Source organism: Aporhodopirellula sallentina SM41 (assembly GCF_000346505.1).
Taxonomy (GTDB): Bacteria; Planctomycetota; Planctomycetia; order Pirellulales; family Pirellulaceae; genus Rhodopirellula; species Rhodopirellula sallentina.
Genome location: NZ_ANOH01000348.1, coordinates 1 through 1,322, shown reverse-complemented (window position 1 = coordinate 1,322; position 1,322 = coordinate 1). Strand labels below are relative to the sequence as shown.

Sequence of the window (1,322 nt, the reverse complement as noted above, 5' to 3'; positions counted from 1 at the left end):
GACCCAATACTGTTCGGCTCGCCTTATGCACTGATGCGGTTTGGGCGGTATTTGCGTGGGAGGTAGTGCGACGCCGCGAATGCGACGAAGGGTTTGGCAACGCGAACACGAGTCGACCGCGCAGCAGTGCCCCCCCCCCAGGTGACTTCACTTCGGTCGGTGCGCATTGCTCCTACAGAGCCTTTGGTTTCAAGTTTTCGATATGAGCTTCCAGTTCCTCCAAGCTCGCCCAGCCGAGCAAATAAAAGCAGATCATCTCGTAGGTCCGTTTGTTTGGTTGACCCCCGGTGTAGATCAGGATCAGCAGGCAAGCGATGATGGCTAAGTACATTTGAATCTCGACGCCTGCCGGCTTGGTGCTCAGTAGATGCCGACAGCCCAGAAGCTGTTTGATCATTCGGAAGAACAGTTCGATGAGCCAGCGAAGCCGGTAGGCTTCGGCAATCAGTTCCGCCGGAACGTCCATCAAGTTCGTGACCAATCGCAGTCGACCATCGCAGTGAGAGCCTTTGCTGCCAGTGCGGACATGCGTCGGGACTTCGATTTCGATGTAGCGAACCGGATGATCGCTCGCGACCGTTTTGCGGTTGCTGGTGTGAGCTCCCAAAACGACTTCTCGGTCGATGCGGACACCGGCGTCGCGATCTGCTGCGGTTAGGTCTCGCTCACAAAGGATCTTCGGCGTGCTGTTGTCGCGGGCTCGGCAAATGTAGCTGCTTCGGGCGGCGTTGATTTGGTTGAACAATTCAAACTTGGCATACCCACGATCAATCACATAGCAGCGATCTGGTTGCAAGACGGAAGCCAGGACTGCCTTTTCGTCATCTTTCCCCTTGGGCTTGGCTGGCGTGGCATCGATTCGCTCGGGGATTCCGCGAAGGATCTCGAAATGAGTGTGCATGCGGTATCCATCAACCGACCTACCTTTGGTCGTTCCGCCTGCCTTATCAGGCAGCCAAGCCAAAGATGCCACACGCACGGCCGTCTTGAAGACGCTGCCATCGACGGCGGTGAGTTGATGTCCGATCACATCAAACTTCGATGGGTCGGCCGAGGGCACTTCGGTAGCAAGCTCCGCGGCGATCTTCTTGAGCGGCTCGGGGTCAAAGATGCTCACCGACTCGGAGAGCGATCCCAGCGAAGCTCGCCCGACGCCGAACTTCTTCTGGACATCTTTGAGTGTGCTGGCTTGCTGTAGTCCACGAAGCGAAGTCAGGATCGGATTGAACATCCACATAAGAACTAGCACGCCGTACTGGTCCATGTGCAAATCACGATTGCGGGACTTGTCGCGTGCAGTACCGATCTCGTGCAGGGAATCC

At 56.6% G+C, this 1,322-nt stretch carries 1 protein-coding gene; it reads right to left on the bottom strand.

All coding sequences use genetic code 11. The annotated features are described in order from the left end of the window. Positions 1–172: 172 nt before the first annotated feature. A partial coding sequence (locus tag RSSM_RS23050; protein ID WP_044303364.1) for an IS4 family transposase occupies positions 173–1,322 on the bottom strand: 1,150 nt, incomplete at its 5' end.